Below are 20102 nucleotides of genomic sequence, written 5' to 3' on the forward strand. Positions count from 1 at the left end.
GCATAAAAGCCCCCAGCCCCATCCTCGGCAGGGCCAGCGCCAGCACCAGGCAGAACGCCGCGAAGGAATACAGGCCGGTGGTCAGGGCGCGCAGCAAGACGGTGGTGAAGGCCACCCCGTGACTGCGATGGGAGAACACCGCCAGCACGCTGCCGAGCACCGGGAACACCGCGAGCATGCCGCTCCAGCGTTCGCCAACGGTACTGGCCAGCAGGGTCACGGCCAGGGTCAGCAGGGCACCGGCGAGCATGCGGTATGGCAGTTTGTCGGGCTTGGCGGCGGAGCTGGTGGGCAGGGTGCCTACCCGGGGAAACGCCCGGGGTGCCAGCAACAGGGCGCTGGCGGCGCAGAGCAGGGAGAAGCCCAGGGACGCCGGGAACTGGGCGATGACCGCCGCCAGCAGCACCCAGACCAGGCAGGCGATGCTCAAGGCGCCGGGCCAGGCCAGGGTTTGCGCGGCATGGCAGTAGGCGACGCTGAAGGCGACCATGGCGAACAACGCAGACAAGGCCGCCACCGCCGCATGGGTGGCGAACAGCGGGCCTTGTTCCAGGGCAAGAAACAGCAGGATCGGTCCCACCACCACCGGAAACCCGGCCAGCCAGCCCGCGACATTGGGGCCCCAGCGTTTGCTCGCCAGGGAGATCAACAGCAGGAATCCTGGAACCGTCAGCAGTTTCAACAGCAGCATGGGCGCACTCGGCGGATGAACGGTGCGCCACGCTAGCATCCAAATGCACCGTTGGCGCGTATCTAGGGGCAATCCAGGGCTGGAAGATGAATTTCAGTCTGGCTTTTTCTTGTACCTGGACAGGGCAGCTGAATGGTTTTTGTATAAGTTTTTTTTCACAGGGAAGGATTTTTTTTCGGCAGTTAGTTGTACAAAAATAAATTATTCGTATAGGTTTTTTATGTGGGGTGGTGTTCAACCTGACCAGGACGTTGCTTGGTTAGCGGCCACCGCTCCCGCCCTTTTGGACCTGAGGTCAAGCCCAAGTTGAACAGGGGCTGGGTCAGTTGAGTAATCGGCCACCTTGGGTCCGCCAATTCCTGGCGCCGGCAGGCCTCTGTCTGCCGCGCCAGCCTGTTGGAGACCCGCGCCATGCACGATCCTCTCTCCGGGCATTGCCACCGGCTGCTCCAGAGCCTCGGTAAAGACCCGAACCCGCCAGCCCGGTGTTTGCTCCGCTGCTGCGCAGGTATCCCTGAATGAATCACACAGCGCGGCTGACGGCGGTTCGCTGGATGTGGCTGCTGGTGCTGTTCAGCGCCACCGCCAGCGCCGGCTGGCAACAGGCGCTGCCCAACGCCCAAGTGCTGGGCAGCGGGGAGTTCAGCTGGTTTGGTTTCAAGGTCTATAGCGCGCGGCTCTGGGGCACCGCCAAGCCACTGGCGGCCGACAGCCCCTTTGCCCTGGAACTGACCTACCAGCGCAACATCAGTCGCGACGACCTGGTGCAGACCAGCCTCGATGAAATCCAGCGCCTGTCCGGCGCAAACGTCAGCGCGGCCCAGCTCAAGGATTGGCAGGCGCAGATGCAGCAGGCCTTTGTCGATGTCGAGCCGGGCCGGAAGATCATCGGCGTGTTCTTGCCCGGTCGCGGCGTGCAGTTCTTTGTCGACCAGCGCTTGCAGCACACGGTCAACGATGAGGCTTTCGCCCGGGCGTTCTTCGCCATCTGGCTCGACCCGCGCACGCGCAATCCGCAATTGCGTACCCAACTGCTGGGCCAGTAACGGCTGCGGCACAGGAGATCATCGATGCTCAAGAATGGCTTGCTGGTGTTGTGCCTGCTGCTGGCCGCGTGCAGCGGCCAGGACGTCAAGCAGTACCGCAACGAAAACCCGCAGCTCGAACTGCGCCAGTTCTTCAGTGGCCGGGTGCAAGCCTGGGGTTTGTTCCAGAAACGCTCCGGCGAGGTGCTCAAGCGCTTCCATGTGCAGATCGACAGCCGCAGCGAAGGTGAGGCATTCATCATGCACGAGGCCTTCACCTACAGCGACGGCAGCCGGCAAGTCCGGGTCTGGACCTTGCGCCCGGCGGGCCCGGGCCTGTGGCGTGGCACCGCCGACGATGTGGTCGGCGAGGCCCTGGGGGAAGTCTCCGGCAATACCCTGCACTGGCGTTACGTGCTCAACCTGCCGGTGGACGGCAAGACCTACCAAGTGCACTTCGACGACTGGATGTACCTGCTGGATGAGAACACCCTGGCCAATCGTTCCTACATGACCAAGCTGGGTGTCGAACTGGGGCAGGTGACCTTGTTCTTCCGCCGCCAGCCCGATTGATCCGGGCCCCCTCGGGTGTCAGGACGGGTCGTCGAGAAAGCGCCCGCGGTGATCGGGACTGGGCAGCAGGCACATGTCATAGCGGCCAAACAGCCGGTAGCGGTTGCGCGCGATGCGGTCGTAGCCCCAGTCCCGCAGCGGCTGCGGAATCCACTGCAACAGGCGCAACCAGCACCAGGGGGCGGGGAGCAGGGCCATCAGGCGGATAAACGCCGTGGAACGCTGGGACAGGTGCTGGCCTTCGATCAGCACCACGCTGTCGAACTGCTCGGTGGACAGGCCGAACCTGGCCAGCAGTGCCTGGCCTTGGGGCGATTGCACCGAGGCCAGCTTGATCCGTCGCTGGCGGTCGTGGCGGATGACAAAACGCACCGAGGCATTGCACAGCTTGCACACCCCGTCGAACAACAGCACCCGGTCACCGGGTTGCAGGAAAGGCGGCAGCGTATCGTCTGCCGGGGGCTTCGCAGTGCTGTTCACAGGGCAACCTTGGATAAGGAAACGATGCCCGGCAGCACGCTGCTGCGGGCGTTGTAGTTGCGCAGCATACGCGCCCTGGTGGAAAAAATTCAGGCTTGGGTGCTTTCGCTGAAACCTTTAAGCTGGGCCCTTGCGCCCATTCGTCCTGGAAGCACGTGTGAAATTCAGCCTGCCGAAAATAGCCACCGCACCCTTCTGCCCGCCGGAAGTGGCGGGCTCCGTGTCCGTCGATCCCGGCGCCTCGCTGTTCAAGCGCCTGCTGCGTTTCGCTGGGCCCGGGCTGTTGATTTCCATCGGCTACATGGACCCCGGCAACTGGGCCACGGCGATCGAGGCCGGTTCACGCTACGGCTACAACCTGCTGTTTGTGGTGCTGCTGGCGAGCCTGGCCGGGATGGCCGTGCAATGCCTGTGTTCTCGCCTGGGAATTGCCACCGGCCGCGACCTGGCCCAGCTCTGTCGCGAGCGCTACAGCACCCGTTCAGCGCGCACCCAGTGGCTGCTGGCGGAGGTCTCGATCATCGCCACTGACCTGGCGGAAGTGCTCGGTTGCGCCCTGGCCTTCCACCTGTTGCTGGGGGTGTCCCTGAGCACCGGGATCGTCATCACCGCCTTCGACACGCTGCTGGTGCTGGCCTTGCAGAACCGCGGTTTTCGCCGGCTGGAAGCGATCATGCTAGCGCTGGTGGCGACCATCGGCGTGTGCTTCTTCATCGAGCTGTGGCTGATCAAACCCTACTGGCCGGACGTGGCCCGGGGCTTTACGCCGTCGCTCTCGGCCATCAGCGATGCTGCGCCACTCTACCTGGCGATCGGCATCCTTGGCGCCACGGTGATGCCGCATAACCTTTACCTGCACACCTCCATCGTGCAGACCCGCTTGGTCGGCCAGGACCTGGCCAGCCGCGCCGATGCGATCAAGCTGGCGCGGATCGACACCATCGGCTCGCTGTCCCTGGCGCTGCTGGTCAATGCGGCAATCCTGATCCTCGCCGCCGCGGCCTTCCACAACACCGGGCACAGCGACGTGGTGGAGATCCAGGATGCCTACCACCTGCTGGACCCGCTGGTGGGCGGCGCCCTGGCCAGCGTGCTGTTCGGCGTTGCCCTGCTGGCCTCGGGGCAGAGCTCGACCTTCACCGGCACCATTGCTGGCCAGGTGATCATGGAGGGTTACCTCGACCTGCGGATTCCCTGCTGGCAGCGGCGCCTGATCACCCGGGGCCTGGCGCTGATCCCGGCGTTCATCGGCGTCTGGCTGCTGGGCGATGGCGCCGTCGGCCAACTGCTGGTCCTGAGCCAGGTGGTACTCAGCCTGCAACTGCCGTTCGCTCTGTACCCGCTGATCCGCATGACCAACGACCGGCGCCTGATGGGCGAATTCGTCAACCGCTGGCCGACCCGGGTCCTGGCCTGGAGCCTGTTCGCCATCATCAGCGCGGCCAACGCCTGGCTGATCCTGCAACTGGCCCTGTAGGAGCCGGCTTGCCGGCGAAGGGGCCGCTGCGCCTTGTGCCAGTCTTGCTGGCGCCTACGCTGGCCAGCCAGCGCCTACGGGGCGGGTGTGGGCGCGGGGCGGCGTTCCCAGTACGGCTCCGGGCCGAACTTCTCGACGAAGAAGTCGATCACCGTGCGCACTTTCACCGAGAGTCGCCGGCTGCCGGGCCAGAGGGCGGCAATCTGTTGCGGTTCCAGGCTGGTGGCCACGTCGAAGTCTTCGAACAGCGCCACCAGCCGGCCCTGGTGCAGGGCTTCGCCAATCAGCCAGGAAGGGAACATCACCAGCCCCAGGCCCTGTTCGGCGGCCTGGGTCAGGGTGTCGGCGTGGTTGCCGGTCAGCGGGCCCTTGACGCTGTAGGGCGTCCAGTCTTCCCGGCCTTGGCGGAAGAACCAGCGCTGCTGGCCGGTCTCGCCCTTGTAGGCAAGGCATTGGTGCTGGTGCAGCTGCTCCGGGTGTTGCGGGGTGCCGTGCCGGGCCAGGTAGGCCGAGCTGGCCGCCACTCGGTAGCGCTGGGGAGCCAGCAGGCGCGCCTGCATCGAGGAGTCTTCCAGGGTGCCAATGCGAAACAGCAGGTCGGTGCCGTCCTGCAGGGGGTCGATGTAGCTGTCGGTCTGCTGGATATCCAGTTGCAGCTTCGGGTAGCGCCCGTGCAGTTCGCCGAGCCAGGGTGACAGGTGCAGTTGGCCAAAGACCACCGGGGCGTTGATCCGCACCAGCCCGGCCGGTTCGTCCTGCTGCTCTTGCAGCGCTTGCTCGGCTTCCTCCCACTGCGCCAGCACCCGCCGCGCATGGTGCCCCAGCAGGCGCCCGGCCTCGGTGGGGCTGACGGCGCGGGTATGGCGGTAGAGCAACTGCTGGCCCAGGGCTTGTTCCATCAGCTGGATCTGCCGTGAGATGGAGGAGGGCGCCAGCCCCTCGCGGCGCGCCACGGCGGAGAAGCTGCCCTGGTCGAGCACCGCGATAAACAGGCGCAGGGCCTTGAAGCCGAGATCGTTGAAGCCGTGCATGGGGCGATCCTGTTGTGCGTTTTGCGCAAAAGTGTTGTCGGTATGCTCACATTTATCGCAAAGCTCGTGCAATCGATAATGCCGGCCATTCCTTGATGTCGAGCAGGTGTTGCATGTCCTCTGAAGCTATAGAAGTAGCGCTGCCGAACCCGCCGGCGAGCGCTGTACCCGCTGCCGGCTGGCGGCGCCTGATGCTGTTGCCGCTGGTGATCCTGGCGGGCATGGGCTTGTCAGTGGAAGCCGGTTTGTTGGGCCCGCTGGGCACCCAGGTCGGGCATCTGTGGGCGACCCTGAGCATCTTCGGCGTGGGCACGGCGCTGCTGTTGCTGCTGCTGTTGTTCAGCGGCCCGCAGCCGGGCCCAGCCTTCAGCCAGTTGCCGCGCTGGCAGTTGCTGGGCGGGGTGCTGGGGCCGATCTACGTGGTGGTGCTGACCTTGGCCACGCCCCATATCGGCATCGCCATGAGCATGATCGCGATCCTCTCCGGGCAGGTGGGCAAAAGCGTGCTGATCGACCATTTCGGCTGGTTCGGCAGCACCCGCAAACCGGTCAATGCCGAGCGCTGGCTGGCCCTGGCGCTGATTGTGCTGGCCCTGATCCTGATTGCCCGAGGTTGAAGATGAATCTGTTGCTATTGCTGGTTGTGGTGGTGGCCGCTGGTGCGGTGCTGAGTGTGCAGGCGGCGATCAATGGCCGCTTGGGGGAAAGCGTCGGTGTGTTGCGCAGCAGCCTGCTGACCTTTGCCGTGGGTGCCCTGATCACCGGGCTGCTGATCGTGTTTTTCCAGCCGCCCCAGGCCATGAGCCTGTTGCAGGCGCCGAAATGGCAGCTGACTGGCGCGCTGTTCGGCGTGGTCTACATGCTGGTGATGGTGGGCGCGGTGCCTCGGGTCGGCACTGCAGTGGCCACGGTGGCGGTGATTCTCGGGCAGTTGGGCATGGGCATGCTGATCGACCACTTCGGCTGGTTCGGCAACCCGGCCATCGAGCTGTCCGGCAGCCGCCTGCTGGCGATGCTGTGCCTGGCGCTGGCGCTGCTGTTCATGTATCGCAGCAGTGTGCGCCGCGCCTGAGCAGGCTTCAGTCGCTGTCCAGGCATGTGGCGGCGGCCAGCGCCACTTGCGCGTCTTCGCCGGACTTGACCCCGGAAACCCCCACCGCGCCGACCACCTGGCCGCCTACGCGGATCGGTACGCCACCTTCCAGGGAGGTCAGCAGCGGCGCCGAGAGAAAGGCGCTGCGCCCACCATTGACCATGTCTTCATAAGCCTTGGATTCGCGCCGGCCCAGGGCTGCAGTGCGGGCTTTCTCGGTAGCGATGTAGGCGCTGATCGGTGCACAACCGTCGAGGCGCTCCAGGGCCAGGGGGTGGCCGCCGTCGTCGACCACGGCAATGCTCACCGCCCACTGGTTGCGTTGGGCCTCGGCGCGGGCGGTGATGAGGATGCGCTGGACTTCGTGTTGACCCAGTACGGCTTTGTGCTGCATGGCATGCTCCAGGGATTGAGGATCAGGGCAGGGCGGCTTCCAGTACTTCGATCCAGTGGCGCACCGGGGTGCGTCCAGCGCCGTCGAGGTGGGTCTGGCAACCGATGTTGGCGGTGGCAATCACGTCCGGCTGGCCACTCTCCAGGGCGCGCAGTTTGTCGTCGCGCAGTTGCCGGGCCAGGGTCGGTTGAGTCAGTGAGTAGGTGCCCGCCGAACCGCAGCACAGGTGGCTGTCGGGCACCGCGGTGAGATTGAAACCCAGGCGTTCCAGTAGCCTCTCAACCTCGCCGCCGAGCTTCTGCGCGTGCTGCAAGGTACAGGGGCAATGAAAGGCCAGGCGCTGTCCACTGCGGGCCTGCAGTTGCTCCACGGGTTCATCGCGCAGCACTTCCACCAGGTCCCGGGCCAGGGCGCTGACGTGCTGCGCCTTGGCCGCGTAAGCCGGGTCGTTGGCCAGCAGTTGCTGGTAATCCTTGATGAAGGCCCCGCAACCGCTGGCGGTCTGGACGATAGCCTCGCAGCCTTGCTGCAGTTGTGGCCACCAGGCGTCGATGTTGCGCCGGGCGCGCTGCAGGCCGGCGTGCTGGGCGTCGAGGTGATAGTCCACGGCGCCACAGCAACCGGCCTCGCTCACGGGCTGCACGCTGATGCCCAGGCGATCCAGGACCCGGGCTGTGGCAGCGTTGGTATTGGGCGACAGGCCCGGTTGCACGCAACCTTCGAGCAGCAGCACCCGGCGTGCATGCCGCGGCGCGGGGCGCGCCTTGGCCTGGGGTAACTGGCGCGGCAGCTTGTCCTGCACGGCGTGGGGCAGCAGCGGGCGCAGGCGGCTGCCGCTGTTGATCAGGGCCTTGAACAGCGACGGATTGGCCGTCAGCGAGCGCAGGGCCGTGCGCAGCAAGCGCTGGCCCAGGGGGCGTGGCAACGCCTGGTCGAGCACCGCGCGACCGATGTCCAGCAGGTTGTGGTAATCGACCCCGGACGGGCAGGTGGTCTCGCAGTTGCGGCACGACAGGCAGCGGTCCAGGTGCTGCTGGGTCTCGATCGTCGCTGGCGCGCCTTCGAGCACCTGCTTGATCTGGTAGATGCGGCCGCGCGGGCCGTCCAGTTCATCGCCCAGCAACTGGTAGGTGGGGCAGGTGGCGTTGCAGAAACCGCAGTGCACGCAGCTGCGCAGGATGCGCTCGGCTTCTGCGGCCCGGGGTAGTGCGCGCGCCTCTGGGCTGAGGGTGGTCTGCATGGGTCAGAGCTCCGCGTAGAGTCGGCCAGGGTTGAAGATCCCTTGCGGGTCCAGCTGCGCCTTGAGGCGCTGGTGGTAGTGCAGCAAGGTCGGCGCCAGGGGCTGGAACGGGCTGTCCAGCAGGCCGTGGCTGTAGCAGCTGGCATGCCCGCCGACCGCGCTGGCGGCGCTGCGGATGTGCTCGGCGGGGGCATCGCAGCGAAGCCAGCGCTGGGCGCCGCCCCAGTCCAGCAGCTGTGTGCCGGGCAACCCCAGCAGCGCTGTGTTGTGGGGCAGCGACAGGCGCCAGAGCGGCAGGCCAGGATCGAAGAAGGCCAGCTGCTGTTCATTGAGCTGGCTCCAGTAACCTGAATCCAGGGGGTCGCCACCGAGCCGGTCATGGGCCGCGGTCACCGAGCCTTCACCGCCTTCCAGGCGCAGGTGCAGGCGCTCGCCGTCGTGGCAGGCGGCGCTGATCGGCAAGGGTTGCTGGCCCCACTCAGCGAGCTGCGTCAGGGCCTTCTGCCGGTCCATTTCCAGGCTCAGGCTCAGGCATTGCCGGGGTTTGGGCAGGACCTTCAGGGAAACTTCGGTGATCACTCCCAGGCAGCCGTAGCTGCCGGCCATCAGCCGCGACAGGTCGTAGCCGGCGACGTTTTTCATCACCTCGCCGCCAAAGCGCAGGAGCTGGCCGCTGCCGCTGATGAGCCGGGTGCCGAGCACATAGTCGCGTACCGCGCCGGCCCAGGGCCGACGGGGGCCGGACAGGCCACTGGCGAGCATGCCACCCAGGGTCGCGCCATCGCCAAAAGACGGCGGCTCGCAGGGCAGCATCTGCCCGGCGGCGTCCAGGGTGGCGTGCAATTCGCTCAGTGGCGTGCCGGCCCGGGCCGTGATCACTAGCTCCGTGGGGTCGTAACTGACGATCCCACGATGGCTGCGGGTATCGAGGATCTCCCCGGCGCTGTCGCGTCCCAGAAAGGCCTTGCTGTTGGAACCCTGGATGCGCAGCGGGGTGCCGTTTGCCAATGCCTGGCGAACCTGCTCCAGCAACGCCGCGCTGGCGTCGAAATCCGTGGCCGCGCTCATCAGAATCGCTCCAGTTCGGGGAAGGGCAGTTGCCCGTGATGGATGTGCATGGCACCGAATTCGGCGCAGCGGTGCAGGGTCGGGATGTTCTTCCCGGGGTTGAGCAGGCCGCCGGGGTCGAAGGCCGCCTTGACCGCGTGAAACAGGGTCAGTTCGTGGCGGTCGAACTGGGCGCACATCTGGTTGATCTTTTCTCGGCCCACGCCGTGCTCGCCGGTGATGCTGCCGCCCACTGCCACGCACAGTTCGAGGATCTTGCCGCCCAGGGCCTCGGCCCGTTGCAGCTCGCCGGGCTGGTTGGCATCGAACAGGATCAGCGGGTGCATGTTGCCGTCGCCGGCATGGAACACGTTGGCCACCCGCAGTTGGTACTCGGCGGCGAGGCTGGCGATGCCACGCAATACGCCTGGCAACTGGCGCCGGGGAATGGTGCCGTCCATGCAGTAATAGTCCGGCGACAGCCGGCCCACCGCCGGAAAGGCGTTCTTGCGCCCGGCCCAGAAACGCACCCGCTCGGCTTCGTCCCTGGCCTGGCGGACCTCTGTGGCACCGGCCTGTTCCAGCACTTGGCGGACCCGCTCGCAGTCGTCGTGAACGTCGGCTTCGACGCCATCGAGTTCGCACAGCAGGATGGCCTCGGCGTCCACCGGGTAGCCGGCGTGGATGAAGTCCTCGGCGGCGCGGATCGCCAGGTTGTCCATCATCTCCAGGCCACCGGGAATGATCCCCGCGGCGATGATCGCGGCCACCGCGCGGCCGGCGGCTTCCACCGAGTCGAAGGCCGCCAGCAGCACCTTGGCCACCTGCGGCTTGGGCAGCAGCTTGACCGTGACCTCGGTGATCACCCCCAGCAAGCCCTCGGAACCGGTGAACAGCGCCAGCAGGTCGAACCCTGGCGAGTCCAGGGCCTCGCTGCCCAGGGTCATGGCTTCGCCCTCGACCGTGAGCATTTCGACCTTGAGCAGGTTGTGCACGGTCAGGCCGTATTTCAGGCAGTGCACGCCGCCGGCGTTTTCCGCGACATTGCCGCCGATGGAGCAGGCGATCTGTGACGATGGGTCGGGGGCGTAGTACAGGCCCAAAGGCGCCACCGCCTGGGAGATCGCCAGGTTGCGCACCCCCGGCTGGACCCGGGCGCAGCGCGCGGCGGGATCGATATGGAGGATCTCCTTGAAGCGCGCCATCACCAGCAGCAAGCCTTTCTCCAGTGGCAGGGCGCCGCCGGACAAACCCGTGCCAGCGCCTCGGGCCACCACCGGCACCCGGTGTTCATGGCAGATCTGCAGCAGGCGCCGGACCTGGTCCAGGCGGTGCGGCAAGGCCACCAGCATCGGGGTGGTGCGGTAGGCACTGAGGCCATCACATTCGTAAGGCTTGAGCTGTTGTTCCTGAGCCAGCAGCTCCAGGTCCGGCAGGTGCTGGCGCAGGGCGCGGATCAGGGCATGTTTGTCGACGTCGGGCAGGGCGCCGTCGAGTGCTTCGTCATAGAGAATGGTCATGGCTGGCTAAGGACCTTGGGTTGTTTTTATCAGGTCGCGAGAGCATTACGGCTGCCTTGCATCATTGGCCCGTAGGGCTTTAGTGTCCACGGGTGTGTGCAGTGGTCGAACCACTTTGTTTTTTGACTGAGGCCAAGGCCTTTCGATAACTTGCGAATTTTCAGCATCTTGGCGGCCCGGTTGGACGGGGTTGGTCATCAGGACATGACTGGTCATACCAGTGGGAGGCGCCATGCAGGACCCACAATCGACTCGCCGGCCCCAGGTAGCGGACGTGGTTTGCGCACGGATCGAGCGGCTGATCGTCGACGGGGTGTTCAAGACCGGCCAGTTGCTGCCCTCCGAGCGGCGCTTGACCGCCAAGCTCGGGGTGTCGCGCACAGCGCTGCGCGAAGGCCTGAAACTGTTACGGGCCCGGGGCATTATCGACACCGTGCACGGTCGCGGCTCCCAGGTGGCGCAGTTGTCGGCGCCGGCCGCGGACTCACCGCTGCTGCACCTGTTCAGCTCCCAGCCGCGCACCCTCTACGACTTGCTGGAGGTGCGCAGCCTGCTAGAAGGCGAGTCGGCGCGGTTGGCGGCGCTGCGCGGCACCGACGCGGACTTCGTGCTGATCGGCCGCAGCTACCAGGCGCTGCTGGATGCCCACGAGCAGGCCCTGGAACCCGCCGCCCTGGCGCGGCTGGACCATGCCTTCCACCTGGCCATCTGTGAGGCTTCGCACAATCCGGTGCTGGTGCAGACTTTGGGCTCGCTCACCGACCTGCTGCTCAATTCGGTGTTCGCCTCGGTCAACAACCTCTATCACCGCCCGGCGCCGAAGCGCCAGATCGACCGCCAGCACACACGGCTGTACAACGCCGTCACCGGGCGCCTGCCGGAACAGGCGCGCAAGGCGGCAGTGGCGCATATCCAGGGTATCGCGCAGAACCTCAAGGACATCGAAGACGAAGAGCAGCGCCTGGTGCGGGCGACCCTGCGCCTGCACGGCTGGGAGTGAGGGGCTGGCGCCGATGAGGTGCGCGCGACCATCAGTCGCCTGTGCCAGGGCCGGGGGAAGGGCTGGCCTAACCTGTGAGGACTCGAGCCGAGTGACGGCCTGCAGTGTCGGCAGGGTTCGCGGCCTCGAGCCTCATGAATAAGGAGTCATGCCATGTCCAATGAAACCTGTGCCTGCCCGGCCTGCACCTGCAAGCTGGGGCCTCATGCGGTTGTCCGTCACGGCAAGCACTACTGCTGTCAGGGGTGTGCCGATCATCACGCCCATGGCGAGCCGTGCGCTTCCACCCAAGGCTGCAAGTGCGCCAAGGGTGCCCACGGCTGAGCACCCAAGGCGGGTGGGGCCAGCCGGCTTCACCCGCATTCGGGTCACCGAGGGTGGTACGTGCCTCCCCAGCCGCCACAGGGTTTCACCCGGCGCCTAGGCCGAAGGTCGCCAGGTGACATTTTCGATACCCAAGTTCTCTGCCGCAGGCTTGCTGGTCTTCTTCACCCGTTCCCGGCCGAAGCGTGCGATGCGACCGACCCCGGCGTCGCAACTGGCCCAGTGCCAAGCTTCGGCATTGTCCATTTTTTCCTGGCGGATGATGAAGGACTTGGGCACGCCGTGCAGGGTGTACTCGATGACGAAGAGTTTTGCATTGTTCATAAAGCCGTTATTCCTCCCTGTGATCCTTGAATGATCCTTGGCGCGCGGAAAAATTCACTCGGATTATCCGACCAGGCTACAGGCGGTCATGACGCCCCGGGCATGTTTGCCAAACGGGTTTGCCGGCTGGGTGGAGCACTTCATGTGGATGTGCCGCCGCCCTCGCCGCGCTGCTGGCGACCCTCGCGATGGCTGGTTACCATAAGTGCCCGCCGACCTGCCGCGACCTTGCCATGGCCCTAGCTGCCCCTCCCGACCTCAGTGACACCGCGATCCCGGTGCAGCCCCTGGCACGCACTTATCCGCGGGGGCTGTTCATCGAGCCCCACGAGCACGCCTGGGGCCAGTTGCTGTATGCCATGAGCGGGGTGATGTGGGTCGAGACGCCCCATGAAGCCCTGGTGGTGCCACCGCAGCGCGCGGTGTGGCTGCCACCGGGGGTGGTCCACGGGATTCGCGTGGTCAGCGACCTGCAGATGCGCAACATCTACCTGCGCCCGTCCCTGGCGGCGACCCTGGACGCCAGTGTCCAGGTGCTGCAGGTGGACAGCCTGCTGCGGGAGCTGATCGTGCGCCTGGTGGATGCTCCCGATGCCCAGCAGCCGGACTACTATGAGGCCTTGGTGGGCCTGGCCCTGCTGGAGCTGCGCCGGGCTCGGCGCTCACAGCTGAAGATCGCCTTGCCGGACGCTTCCGACCGGCGCCTGGTCAACCTGTGCCAGGCGGTGATGGCTGCGCCCTCGGTGGAGATCACCTTCGAACAGCATGCCGATGCGGCGGGAGCCAGCGTGCGCACCCTGGCGCGGCTGTTCAAGGAACAACTGGGCCTGGGCTTTGCCGATTGGCGGCGCCAGGTGCAGCTGGCCACGGCGGCCGCGGAACTGATCCAGGGCGTGCCGGTAAGCCGCATTGCTCGTGAGCTGGGGTATTCCCCCAGCAGCTTCAGTGACATGTTCCGTCGCGAGCTGGGCATCGCGCCTTCTCACTACGCTGGCGCTGAACTTCACGCCTGAGCGCCTTGCGCCGCGGTTTTGGCCGAAATCCTGAAGCACTTGGCCGATGCCGGCGACGGCTGCTGCCTAGACTTTGCTCCAGACACCACAACACCGCAGCGGCTGCAGGTCGCGCTGTCGAGGCGACGCATCAGCCTGACCCCCCGCGTTCTGGAGTGCAGCATGAACTACCTGATTTCCCTGGCGGCCGGCCTGCTGGTCGGGCTGCTTTACGGTGCCTTGCAAGTGCGTTCGCCAGCACCACCGGCGATTGCCCTGGTGGGCCTGCTGGGCATGCTCGGCGGTGAACAACTGTGGCCCTTGGGGCGGCACCTGCTGGCCCATTGGCTGTCTTGAATCCTGACTTCTATCCGATGGAGACGACGATGAACGCATTGCAATTTTCCGCCACTGGCGACCTTGCTTCCTTGCAATGGGTGGAGGTCCCGACCCCGGTGCCGGGTGCCGATCAGGTACTGGTACGGATCAAGGCTGCGGGTCTCAATCCCAGCGACGTGAAGAATGTCCTTGGACGTTTTCCCTACACCACGCTGCCACGGATTCCCGGCCGGGACTTCGCCGGAGTGGTGGAGCAGGGGCCGGCCGAGCTGCTTGGCCAGGAAGTCTGGGGCACCGGCAAGGAGCTGGGTTTTTTCGCCGACGGCAGCCATGCCCAATACGTAGTCCTGTCGGCCAAGGGCGTGGCCCATAAACCCAGGCACCTGAGCTTTGCCCAGGCCGCCAGCCTCGGCGTGCCCTACACCACTGCCTGGGATGCCCTGGAGCGCAGCGGCGTGGTGGCGGGGACGCGCTTGCTGGTGATTGGCGGCGGCGCAGTGGCCAGCGCGGCGCTGGCCCTGGCCAAGGTGCGTGGCGCCCGGGTGCTGGCGGCGGCACGGCGTCCGCAGCAGGTCCAGACGCTGCAGGTCCAGGGTTATCCGAGCCTGCAACTGGCCCAGCCCGAGGCCTTGGCGGCCCAGGTTGCGGAACATTACGTCGACGGCGCTGAAGTGATCTTCGACACCACCGGCTTCTGGCTGCCGGCAGCGGTGCCGGCCTTGGCCACCTTCGGTCGCATCGCCATCATTGCCGCGCCGGTGGACGGGCATGTGCAACTGCCGGCCCTGGCCCTGTATCGCAAGGGGGGCTCGGTGGTGGGGATCAATTCGCTGCTGTACGGCGTCGAGGCGTGCGCGGCAATGCTGGAGCAGTTCGGCCGCTATTTCGACGAGGGCTTGCTGCCGTTGCCGGAAGGCTTGTACGAGTCGCCGCTGGAGCAAGGGTTGGAGCGCTATGCCGAAGTGAACCAGGGGCGCGGCGAGAAAGTCATCCTCATCCCCTGAGCCCGCGCTCTGTGGTTATCGAATGGGCCGGCCTTGAGACCGCCTTCGCCGGCAAGCCGGCTCCTACGGGGAGGTGCGCCGCGCTTTATGCCTTTGGTTGGGGGATCAGCTTGCTGGCGAAGGGGGCCTTGAGACCGCCTTCGCCGGCAAGCCGGCTCCTACGGGGATGTGCGCCGCGCTTTATGCCTTTGGTTGGGGATCAGCTTGCTGGCGAAGGGGCCCTTGAGATCGCCTTCGCCGGCAAGCCGGCTCCTACGGGGAGGTGCGCCGCGCTTTATGCCTTTGGTTGGGGATCAGCTTGGTGGCGAAGGGGCCCTTGAGATCGCTTTCGCCGGCAAGCCGGCTCCTACGGGGAGGTGCGCCGCGCTTTATGCCTTTGGTAGGAGCCAGCTTGCTGGCGAAGGGGCCCTTGAGATCGCTTTCGCCGGCAAGCCGGCTCCTACGGGGAATGCGCCGCGCTTTATGCCTTTGGTTGGGGATCAGCTTGCTGGCGAAGGGGCCCTTGAGATCGCTTTCGCCGGCAAGCCGGCTCCTACGGGGAATGCGCCGCGCTTTATGCCTTTGGTAGGAGCCAGCTTGCTGGCGAAGAGGGCCTTGAGACCGCCTTCGCCGGCAAGCCGGCTCCTACGGGAGGAGGTCAGGCGTCGGGCACACCCTGTTCCCAGGTCGACCAGTTGTTGAGGATGTCCTGCACCAGCGGATTGCCCGCCCGGTACAGGTTCTCCAAGGCCGGGACAAAGCCGCCCTGGTCGGCGTACTTGAGCAGGTTGTCCACTTCACTGGCCCCCGGTGCCGGACGGTCGAAGTCGGAGCCGGCCCGCAGCACCGCCAGGCGCTGGATGTCCACCAGGCCTTCGCGGCTGGCCCGCAGCAAGGCTTCGTAGGTGGAGTTGTCTTCCTGTTGAGTGGTGCAGTACACGCCCTTGTCGTCCGTCAGCAGGCGGGTCCAGACCTCGGCCCGTTCGCTCAGGCGCGTGCCGGAGAACCAGGTGTTGCCGGCCAGGGTGTCGCAGCGGGTCACCACCGGCGGCTGGTTGGCCGGGGCCTGGGGATACTTCAGGCGCCAGGCCGCCGATTCCTTGCTCTCGCTCAAGGTCACCTGATGGCTCAGGGCGAAGGCCTTGGCCTGGAGCTTGGGGTTCAGCTCGAAGACTTCGGTCTTGTAGTCCAGCGGTGGTTTTTCATTCGGGCCCTTGGTGTTTATCCCCAGGTAACCGGTGGGCCAGGCCTTGGGCGCGTCCCGGGAGTCGATTTCCCACTGGGTGCCGAACTCCACCAGGTAATGGGCCCAGGCGGCAGTGCCGATGGTGCCCTGGTGCGGACTGATGCCGGCGATCCCGGCAATCAGGAAATAACTCTGGCGCAGGTCGAACTTCGGCGACAGGGCCAGTGCCAGGGTCGATGCCGCGGCATTGGTCTGGCCCATGCCGGTGGTCAACAGACAGACATCCTGGTCATTGCAGCGAATGCTCGGATACTCCGCCGCCAGCCCCGGCACGCGGATTTCGCGCTTCAGGTGCAGCCGCTCGATCCAGTGTTGCGCCTCTGGCGCAAACATGCTGATCAGCACCACCTTGGGCTTGATCGGCGCCTCTGTGGCCCCGGCCGTGCTGGCCAATCCCCCCGCGAGCGCCAGCCCGATGGCCCATGAACAATCTTGAATCAAACGCATAAAACCTCCATGACTGCCGATATTCGGCGCTTATCCTGCCTGATCAATCTTGCAACTCGTCGCGAACGGCCTGTGGTTGATGCCGGCGTCAAAACTGATACCCGACCCCCGCGTAATAACCCCAGCCATTGGAACGGGCACGGAACTCGCCGTCGCCGAAATTCAGCACGCTACCGTCTTCCCAGTTGCCGCCGTTGTGGAAGTAGCGGCCCACCAGGGTGAAGCGCAGGTGGGTGAAGGAATACAGCAGCACGTTGGTGGCCACCGTGGCATTGGCGGTACGCGCCGGGTTGTCCTTGTGCAGGTCGGAACCGAAATCGAAGTTGGTGAAGCCGATGTAGGTCAGCGATGCACCATTGCTGAAGCGGTCGATGGGCACGATGTACTTCAACTGGGCGCGGTAGCCGTCCCAGGAATACTCGTTGCTGGCGCCATAGTTCTCCCACTGGTAGCGGCCGTAGAAGTTGGCCGACAGGTTGACCCGCGAATGGGTGTCGATGTCGGTACCGAGGCCGCTGTACAGGGTGTTGGCACGGTTGGCGGTGCGACTGCCGTGGTCGTAGATCCAGTCGAAGGCCACGTACCATTCCTTGATCGGGCCGATGGCCAGGCTGCGGCCGGCCAGGTAGTCGATGGAGATCCGCGGTTCGTGCTCCATGAACAGCGGCGAGCCGTGGTCCCAGATGCCCTTGTCGTGGCTGTTGCCGATGTCGAGGATCTTCGGCAGGTCGATGTAGCCGTACAGCTCGAAGGGGCCCTTGCGCCCGAAGTATTCGTACTCCAGGTAGATGTCGTCGGCCGGGCGCGGACCGAAGCTGATGTCCTTGCTGCCGATCAGCATCAAATCCTGGTTGTACCAGTCGGAGAGGTAGGCACCGGGCTTGGCCGGTTGCACATCGCTGCTCAGGCTTTCGCCCTGGGCCGAGTCGTCCGCGGCGGCGGAGGGCTGGGCGAAGGCGCTGGGTAGTCCCGTAACGCCGGCCAGCAACATCGAAACGGCCAAGGCGCGGCAGGACGCATGGCGTCGTAGAGGGTTGTGCATGGAAAGTCCCTGTTCTTGCAGTGTGAAGTCCCTGGTGTTCGATCCTTCGGCAGAAGGCGGCGAACACCCACAAAATTACAGCTCGCAAACGTTTGCATATGGCGTACCAAGTTGAAATGAAAAATTGAAAAAACCGCTGGAAACGGCTGGCAAGGTGCTTGGAGTATCCGCAAACCTGCGTAATGACCGCAGACTGCAGGCCAGTGGAGCACTGTTAGAGTGCACTGGCGGATTGATCCCTGGAGGAGCGTGCATGGAATGGCAGCAACTGCTGTTGGCGCTGGAAACCCGTTTGCAACAGGCCGAAGTCCGCGCCGATCGCCAGGCGCTGGATGCCTTGCTGGCTGATGACTTTCTCGAATTCGGCGTCAGTGGCGGGCGTTGGAACAAGGCTCAGGTGCTGGACAGCCTGGTGCAGCAAGACTTCATCGAGCGCAGCATCAGCGAGTTCGAGGTGCAGCGCCTGGCGGCCGATCTGACCCAGGTGACTTACCTGTGCCATAACGCCGCAGCTGGCGGGCGGGCGGCCAGCAGCGCCTGGCGCAGTTCGCTGTGGCGTCGGCATGACGGGCGCTGGCAAATGCTGTTCCATCAGGGCACGCTCCGGCCGGGTGCCTGAACGCTCTGCTAGAATCCCGATCCCAGACTTGACGAGGTGCCCCATGAGCGAGCCGATTCGCCTGACCCAGTACAGCCACGGAGCCGGCTGCGGCTGCAAGATTTCACCCCAGGTGCTGGAGGTGATCCTGGCCGGCAGCGGGGCACAGAACCTCGACCCCAAGCTCTGGGTTGGCAACGCTTCGCGTGATGATGCGGCGGTCTACGCCATCGACGAAGAGCGCGGCGTGGTCTCCACCACCGACTTCTTCATGCCCATCGTCGACGACCCCTTCGACTTCGGCCGGATCGCCGCCACCAACGCCATCAGCGACATCTACGCCATGGGCGGCGACCCGCTGATGGCCATCGCCATTCTCGGCTGGCCGGTGAATGTGCTGGCCCCGGAAATCGCCCGCGAAGTGATCCGCGGCGGCCGTGCGGTGTGCGACGCGGCGGGCATTCCCCTGGCCGGCGGTCACTCGATCGATGCGCCGGAGCCGATCTTCGGCCTGGCGGTGACCGGGCTGGTGGAAAAACGCTTCATGAAGCGCAACGACACCGCCACCGCCGGTTGCCTGCTGTACCTGACCAAGCCCCTGGGGATCGGCGTGCTCACCACCGCCGAGAAAAAGGGCAAGTTGCGCGACGCCGATATTGGCCTGGCCCGCGACTGGATGTGCACCCTGAACAAGCCCGGCAGCCGCTTCGGCAAGCTCGAAGGCGTGACCGCGATGACTGACGTCACCGGTTTCGGCCTGCTCGGGCACCTGGTGGAAATGGCCGATGGCAGTGGCCTCACCGCGCAGATCCACTATGACCGGGTGCCGCGCCTGCCGGGGGTCGAGTACTACCTGGAGCAGGGCTGCGTGCCCGGTGGCACCTTGCGCAACTACAGCAGCTATGCGGAGAAAATCGGCCGCCTGCAGGAGTTGCACAAGCGCGTGCTCTGCGACCCGCAAACCAGTGGCGGCCTGCTGGTGGCCGTCACCCCGGAAGGCAATGCCGAGTTCCTTGCCCTGGCGGCGGAACTGGGTCTTAGCCTGGCGCCTATCGGCGAGCTGGTAGAGCGACAGAGTTACGCGGTCGAGGTGTTCTGATGTCCCAGGACCACACCGATTACCGCGACATCTTCCTCAACGACCGGCCGATGATGGACACCCGCGCGCCGATCGAATTTGCCAAGGGCGCCTTTCCCGGGGTGCTCAACCTGCCGCTGATGACCGACCAGGAGCGCCAGCGGGTCGGCACCTGCTACAAGCAGCAGGGCCAGCAAGCGGCCATTGTCCTCGGCCACCAGTTGGTGTCCGGGGAGGTCAAGGCTCAGCGGGTACAGGCCTGGGCCGACTTTGCCAAGGCTCATCCCGACGGCTTGCTCTACTGCTTTCGCGGCGGCATGCGTTCGCAGATTGCCCAGCAGTGGCTCAAGGACGCGGGCATCGACTACCCGCGGGTCGGCGGTGGCTACAAGGCCATGCGCACCTTCCTGCTGGAGACCATCGAGCAGGCCTTGCAGCAGTGCGATTTCGTGCTGCTGGGGGGCATGACCGGCACCGGCAAGACCGAGGTGCTGGGGCAGCTGGAGCACGCCGTGGATCTGGAAGGCCACGCCAACCATCGCGGTTCCAGCTTTGGCCGTCGCGCTACCGGGCAGCCGAGCAATATCGATTTTGAAAACCGCCTGGCGGTGGACCTGCTGAAGAAGCGCGATCGCGGGCTGCAGAGCTTCGTCCTCGAAGACGAGAACCGCATGATCGGCAGCTGCGCCTTGCCGTTGTCGTTGCACCAGGGCATGCAGGGTTTCCCCATGGTCTGGCTGGAAGACAGCCTTGAGAGTCGGGTGCAGCGCATCCTCGGCGACTACGTGGTCAACCTCAGCGCGGAATTTGTCGAACTGCACGGCGAGCAGGGTTTCGCCCAGTTTGCCGAGCGGTTGCTGGAGAGCCTCAACCGGATCCACAAGCGCTTGGGGGGCGAGCGGCATCAACGGCTGTTCCTGCTGATGGAAGCCGCCCTGGCCGAGCAGGCCCGCAGCGGCGATGTGGAACTGCATCGGGCCTGGATCGAAGGCTTGCTCGGTGAGTACTACGACCCGATGTATGCCTTCCAGCGCGAGAGCAAGGGCGCGCGGATCGAGTTCATCGGCGATCATGCGGCGGTGCTCGATTACCTGCGCAATCGCCCGCCGCAATCTCGGTAGTCATTAGTGAACCGCGCGCTCAGCGGACGTGAGCGTG

At 65.6% G+C, this 20102-nt stretch carries 23 protein-coding genes; 13 read left to right on the forward strand and 10 right to left on the reverse strand.

From position 1 onward, the window contains the following. On the reverse strand, window positions 1-691 hold a 691-nt coding region (locus GV819_RS30090), incomplete at its 3' end, for a hypothetical protein (RefSeq protein WP_161759669.1). A gap of 536 nt (window positions 692-1227) precedes the next feature. Here GV819_RS30090 and GV819_RS30095 point away from each other — a divergent pair. After that, window positions 1228-1737, forward strand: coding sequence for a chalcone isomerase family protein (locus tag GV819_RS30095; protein WP_178126133.1), 510 nt, complete (start codon window positions 1228-1230; stop codon window positions 1735-1737). A gap of 24 nt (window positions 1738-1761) precedes the next feature. Continuing rightward, window positions 1762-2289 carry a DUF3833 domain-containing protein gene (locus GV819_RS30100; protein ID WP_161759671.1) on the forward strand — a complete coding sequence of 176 codons (528 nt, stop codon included), beginning with the start codon at window positions 1762-1764 and terminating at the stop codon, window positions 2287-2289. An 18-nt stretch (window positions 2290-2307) separates the two neighbouring features. On the opposite strand, the gene GV819_RS30105 is transcribed toward GV819_RS30100, so the two are convergent. After that, complete coding sequence (locus tag GV819_RS30105; protein WP_161759672.1) at window positions 2308-2769, reverse strand: thiol-disulfide oxidoreductase DCC family protein; 462 nt, start codon at window positions 2767-2769, stop codon at window positions 2308-2310. Window positions 2770-2926: 157 nt separating this feature from the next. Here GV819_RS30105 and GV819_RS30110 point away from each other — a divergent pair, with 157 nt between their 5' ends. Then, entirely contained in the window at window positions 2927-4246 is a 1320-nt protein-coding gene (locus tag GV819_RS30110) for an Nramp family divalent metal transporter (protein ID WP_161759673.1), read from the forward strand. Between the two features lie 74 nt (window positions 4247-4320). Here GV819_RS30110 and GV819_RS30115 read toward each other — a convergent pair whose 3' ends face one another. Next, a complete protein-coding gene (locus GV819_RS30115; RefSeq protein ID WP_161759674.1) occupies window positions 4321-5277 on the reverse strand; it encodes a LysR family transcriptional regulator in 957 nt (318 codons plus the stop codon). A gap of 113 nt (window positions 5278-5390) precedes the next feature. Between GV819_RS30115 and GV819_RS30120 the strand changes: the two genes are divergently transcribed. Further along, entirely contained in the window at window positions 5391-5894 is a 504-nt protein-coding gene (locus GV819_RS30120) for a DMT family transporter (protein WP_161759675.1), read from the forward strand. A gap of 2 nt (window positions 5895-5896) precedes the next feature. Then, window positions 5897-6349, forward strand: a complete 453-nt coding sequence (locus GV819_RS30125; protein WP_161759676.1) for a DMT family transporter — start codon at window positions 5897-5899, stop codon at window positions 6347-6349. Between the two features lie 7 nt (window positions 6350-6356). Here GV819_RS30125 and GV819_RS30130 read toward each other — a convergent pair whose 3' ends face one another. Genes GV819_RS30130 through glcD form a run of 4 tightly spaced genes read right to left on the reverse strand, consistent with a single transcriptional unit; the run spans window position 6357 to window position 10571 of the window. Then, the gene (locus GV819_RS30130) at window positions 6357-6764 is read right to left on the reverse strand and encodes a heme-binding protein (protein WP_161759677.1); all 408 of its coding nucleotides are present in this window, start codon (window positions 6762-6764) and stop codon (window positions 6357-6359) included. 22 nt (window positions 6765-6786) lie between these two features. Continuing rightward, window positions 6787-8004, reverse strand: coding sequence for a glycolate oxidase subunit GlcF (gene glcF / locus GV819_RS30135; RefSeq protein ID WP_161759678.1), 1218 nt, complete (start codon window positions 8002-8004; stop codon window positions 6787-6789). 3 nt (window positions 8005-8007) lie between these two features. Further along, complete coding sequence (gene glcE, locus GV819_RS30140; protein ID WP_161759679.1) at window positions 8008-9072, reverse strand: glycolate oxidase subunit GlcE; 1065 nt, start codon at window positions 9070-9072, stop codon at window positions 8008-8010. Continuing rightward, window positions 9072-10571 (reverse strand): glycolate oxidase subunit GlcD, encoded by a 1500-nt coding sequence (gene glcD / locus GV819_RS30145; protein WP_161759680.1) that lies wholly within the window; start codon window positions 10569-10571, stop codon window positions 9072-9074. The genes glcE and glcD overlap by 1 nt, the downstream gene beginning before the upstream one ends. Window positions 10572-10803: 232 nt before the next feature. On the opposite strand from glcD, the gene glcC reads away from it, so the two are divergent. Further along, a complete protein-coding gene (gene glcC, locus GV819_RS30150) occupies window positions 10804-11571 on the forward strand; it encodes a transcriptional regulator GlcC (RefSeq protein WP_161759681.1) in 768 nt (255 codons plus the stop codon). Between the two features lie 153 nt (window positions 11572-11724). After that, window positions 11725-11895, forward strand: a complete 171-nt coding sequence (locus GV819_RS30155; protein ID WP_161759682.1) for a metallothionein — start codon at window positions 11725-11727, stop codon at window positions 11893-11895. A gap of 96 nt (window positions 11896-11991) precedes the next feature. Here GV819_RS30155 and GV819_RS30160 read toward each other — a convergent pair whose 3' ends face one another. Then, window positions 11992-12219: a DUF6555 family protein gene (locus GV819_RS30160; RefSeq protein WP_161759683.1), complete on the reverse strand. Its 228-nt coding sequence runs from the start codon at window positions 12217-12219 to the stop codon at window positions 11992-11994. Window positions 12220-12452: 233 nt separating this feature from the next. Between GV819_RS30160 and GV819_RS30165 the strand changes: the two genes are divergently transcribed. The 3 genes from GV819_RS30165 to GV819_RS30175 all read left to right on the forward strand — a co-directional run bounded on the left by GV819_RS30165 (window position 12453) and on the right by GV819_RS30175 (window position 14554). Continuing rightward, entirely contained in the window at window positions 12453-13232 is a 780-nt protein-coding gene (locus GV819_RS30165) for an AraC family transcriptional regulator (protein ID WP_161759684.1), read from the forward strand. 162 nt (window positions 13233-13394) lie between these two features. After that, window positions 13395-13568 carry a DUF1427 family protein gene (locus GV819_RS30170; protein ID WP_161759685.1) on the forward strand — a complete coding sequence of 58 codons (174 nt, stop codon included), beginning with the start codon at window positions 13395-13397 and terminating at the stop codon, window positions 13566-13568. A 29-nt stretch (window positions 13569-13597) separates the two neighbouring features. Continuing rightward, window positions 13598-14554, forward strand: coding sequence for a quinone oxidoreductase family protein (locus tag GV819_RS30175; protein WP_161759686.1), 957 nt, complete (start codon window positions 13598-13600; stop codon window positions 14552-14554). Between the two features lie 637 nt (window positions 14555-15191). On the opposite strand, the gene GV819_RS30180 is transcribed toward GV819_RS30175, so the two are convergent. Continuing rightward, window positions 15192-16226: a purine-nucleoside phosphorylase gene (locus tag GV819_RS30180; protein ID WP_161759687.1), complete on the reverse strand. Its 1035-nt coding sequence runs from the start codon at window positions 16224-16226 to the stop codon at window positions 15192-15194. Window positions 16227-16314: 88 nt separating this feature from the next. Continuing rightward, window positions 16315-17268 carry a nucleoside-specific channel-forming protein Tsx gene (locus GV819_RS30185; protein ID WP_161759688.1) on the reverse strand — a complete coding sequence of 318 codons (954 nt, stop codon included), beginning with the start codon at window positions 17266-17268 and terminating at the stop codon, window positions 16315-16317. 253 nt (window positions 17269-17521) lie between these two features. Here GV819_RS30185 and GV819_RS30190 point away from each other — a divergent pair, with 253 nt between their 5' ends. From GV819_RS30190 to mnmH, 3 genes are read left to right on the forward strand one after another with little or no spacing between them, the layout of a single operon-like run. Further along, window positions 17522-17887, forward strand: a complete 366-nt coding sequence (locus GV819_RS30190) for a DUF4440 domain-containing protein (protein WP_161759689.1) — start codon at window positions 17522-17524, stop codon at window positions 17885-17887. Between the two features lie 43 nt (window positions 17888-17930). Further along, window positions 17931-18965: a selenide, water dikinase SelD gene (selD, locus tag GV819_RS30195; RefSeq protein WP_161759690.1), complete on the forward strand. Its 1035-nt coding sequence runs from the start codon at window positions 17931-17933 to the stop codon at window positions 18963-18965. Beyond that, window positions 18965-20065, forward strand: coding sequence for a tRNA 2-selenouridine(34) synthase MnmH (gene mnmH / locus GV819_RS30200; protein ID WP_161759691.1), 1101 nt, complete (start codon window positions 18965-18967; stop codon window positions 20063-20065). The genes selD and mnmH overlap by 1 nt, the downstream gene beginning before the upstream one ends. Window positions 20066-20102: the final 37 nt, after the last annotated feature.

Origin of the sequence: Pseudomonas sp. Fl5BN2 (genome assembly GCF_009908205.1) — a bacterium.
GTDB lineage: Bacteria > Pseudomonadota > Gammaproteobacteria > Pseudomonadales > Pseudomonadaceae > Aquipseudomonas.